Source organism: Staphylococcus sp. HMSC070D05 (assembly GCF_001815595.1).
Classification (GTDB): Bacteria; Bacillota; Bacilli; order Staphylococcales; family Staphylococcaceae; genus Staphylococcus; species Staphylococcus hominis.
In genome coordinates this window covers 1-3,157 of the sequence record NZ_KV821099.1, presented here as the reverse complement: position 1 = coordinate 3,157, position 3,157 = coordinate 1, and the positions used below count along the sequence as shown (strand labels likewise).

At 48.3% G+C, this 3,157-nt stretch carries 1 rRNA gene; it reads left to right on the top strand.

Going from position 1 to position 3,157, the window contains the following annotated elements:
- Positions 1 to 139: 139 nt before the first annotated feature.
- Positions 140 to 3,061, top strand: a 23S ribosomal RNA gene (locus HMPREF3046_RS03170).
- Positions 3,062 to 3,157 lie beyond the last annotated feature (96 nt).

The following is a 3,157-nucleotide window of genomic DNA, read 5'->3' as shown; positions in this document are numbered from 1 at the left end:
TTGTACATTGAAAACTAGATAAGTAAGTAAATAGATTTTACCAAGCAAAACCGAGTGAATAGAGTTTTAAATAAGCTTGAATTCATAAAAAATAATCGCTAGTGTTCGAAAGAACACTCACAGATTAATAACTATATTAGATTAAGTTATTAAGGGCGCACGGTGGATGCCTTGGCACTAGAAGCCGATGAAGGACGTTACTAACGACGATATGCTTTGGGTAGCTGTAAGTAAGCGTTGATCCAGAGATTTCCGAATGGGGAAACCCAGCACAAGTTATGTTGTGTTATCGACAAGTGAATTCATAGCTTGTCAGAAGGCAGACCCGGAGAACTGAAACATCTTAGTACCCGGAGGAAGAGAAAGAAAATTCGATTCCCTGAGTAGCGGCGAGCGAAACGGGAAGAGCCCAAACCAATAAGCTTGCTTATTGGGGTTGTAGGACACTCTATACGGAGTTACAAAGGAATATATTAAACGAATCATCTGGAAAGTTGAATCAAAGAAGGTAATAATCCTGTAGTTGAAAATATATTCTCTCTTGAGTGGATCCTGAGTACGACGGAGCACGTGAAATTCCGTCGGAATCTGGGAGGACCATCTCCTAAGGCTAAATACTCTCTAGTGACCGATAGTGAACCAGTACCGTGAGGGAAAGGTGAAAAGTACCCCGGAAGGGGAGTGAAAGAGAACTTGAAACCGTGTGCTTACAAGTAGTCAGAGCCCGTTAATGGGTGATGGCGTGCCTTTTGTAGAATGAACCGGCGAGTTACGATCTGATGCAAGGTTAAGCAGAAAATGTGGAGCCGTAGCGAAAGCGAGTCTGAATAGGGCGTATAGTATTTGGTCGTAGACCCGAAACCAGGTGATCTACCCATGGTCAGGTTGAAGTTCAGGTAACACTGAATGGAGGACCGAACCGACTTACGTTGAAAAGTGAGCGGATGAACTGTGGGTAGCGGAGAAATTCCAATCGAACTTGGAGATAGCTGGTTCTCTCCGAAATAGCTTTAGGGCTAGCCTCAAGTGATGATTATTGGAGGTAGAGCACTGTTTGGACGAGGGGCCCCTCTCGGGTTACCGAATTCAGACAAACTCCGAATGCCAATTAATTTAACTTGGGAGTCAGAACATGGGTGATAAGGTCCGTGTTCGAAAGGGAAACAGCCCAGACCACCAGCTAAGGTCCCAAAATATATGTTAAGTGGAAAAGGATGTGGCGTTGCCCAGACAACTAGGATGTTGGCTTAGAAGCAGCCATCATTTAAAGAGTGCGTAATAGCTCACTAGTCGAGTGACACTGCGCCGAAAATGTACCGGGGCTAAACATATTACCGAAGCTGTGGATTGTCCTTTGGACAATGGTAGGAGAGCGTTCTAAGGGCGTTGAAGCATGATCGCAAGGACATGTGGAGCGCTTAGAAGTGAGAATGCCGGTGTGAGTAGCGAAAGACGGGTGAGAATCCCGTCCACCGATTGACTAAGGTTTCCAGAGGAAGGCTCGTCCGCTCTGGGTTAGTCGGGTCCTAAGCTGAGGCCGACAGGCGTAGGCGATGGATAACAGGTTGATATTCCTGTACCACCTATAATCGTTTTAATCGATGGGGGGACGCAGTAGGATAGGCGATGCGTACGATTGGATTGTACGTCTAAGCAGTGAGATTGAGTGTTAGGCAAATCCGGCACTCTTAAGATTGAGCTGTGATGGGGAGAGGAAATTGTTTCCTCGAGTCGTTGATTTCACACTGCCGAGAAAAGCCTCTAGATAGAGATTAGGTGCCCGTACCGTAAACCGACACAGGTAGTCAAGATGAGAATTCTAAGGTGAGCGAGCGAACTCTCGTTAAGGAACTCGGCAAAATGACCCCGTAACTTCGGGAGAAGGGGTGCTCTTTAGGGTGCAAGCCCAGAAGAGCCGCAGTGAATAGGCCCAAGCGACTGTTTATCAAAAACACAGGTCTCTGCTAAACCGTAAGGTGATGTATAGGGGCTGACGCCTGCCCGGTGCTGGAAGGTTAAGAGGAGTGGTTAGCTTCTGCGAAGCTACGAATCGAAGCCCCAGTAAACGGCGGCCGTAACTATAACGGTCCTAAGGTAGCGAAATTCCTTGTCGGGTAAGTTCCGACCCGCACGAAAGGCGTAACGATTTGGGCACTGTCTCAACGAGAGACTCGGTGAAATCATAGTACCTGTGAAGATGCAGGTTACCCGCGACAGGACGGAAAGACCCCGTGGAGCTTTACTGTAGCCTGATATTGAAATTCGGCACAGCTTGTACAGGATAGGTAGGAGCCTTTGAAACGTGAGCGCTAGCTTACGTGGAGGCGTTGGTGGGATACTACCCTAGCTGTGTTGGCTTTCTAACCCGCACCACTTATCGTGGTGGGAGACAGTGTCAGGCGGGCAGTTTGACTGGGGCGGTCGCCTCCTAAAAGGTAACGGAGGCGCTCAAAGGTTCCCTCAGAATGGTTGGAAATCATTCATAGAGTGTAAAGGCATAAGGGAGCTTGACTGCGAGACCTACAAGTCGAGCAGGGTCGAAAGACGGACTTAGTGATCCGGTGGTTCCGCATGGAAGGGCCATCGCTCAACGGATAAAAGCTACCCCGGGGATAACAGGCTTATCTCCCCCAAGAGTTCACATCGACGGGGAGGTTTGGCACCTCGATGTCGGCTCATCGCATCCTGGGGCTGTAGTCGGTCCCAAGGGTTGGGCTGTTCGCCCATTAAAGCGGTACGCGAGCTGGGTTCAGAACGTCGTGAGACAGTTCGGTCCCTATCCGTCGTGGGCGTAGGAAATTTGAGAGGAGCTGTCCTTAGTACGAGAGGACCGGGATGGACATACCTCTGGTGTACCAGTTGTCGTGCCAACGGCATAGCTGGGTAGCTATGTATGGACGGGATAAGTGCTGAAAGCATCTAAGCATGAAGCCCCCCTCAAGATGAGATTTCCCAACTTCGGTTATAAGATCCCTCAGAGATGATGAGGTTAATAGGTTCGAGGTGGAAGCGTGGTGACACGTGGAGCTGACGAATACTAATCGATCGAAGACTTAATCAATTTTTTCAAGTTTTGCGACGCAAATCTTTACTTACTATCTAGTTTTGAATGTATAATCATTCACTTGTCTGGTGACAATGGCAAGGAGGTCACACC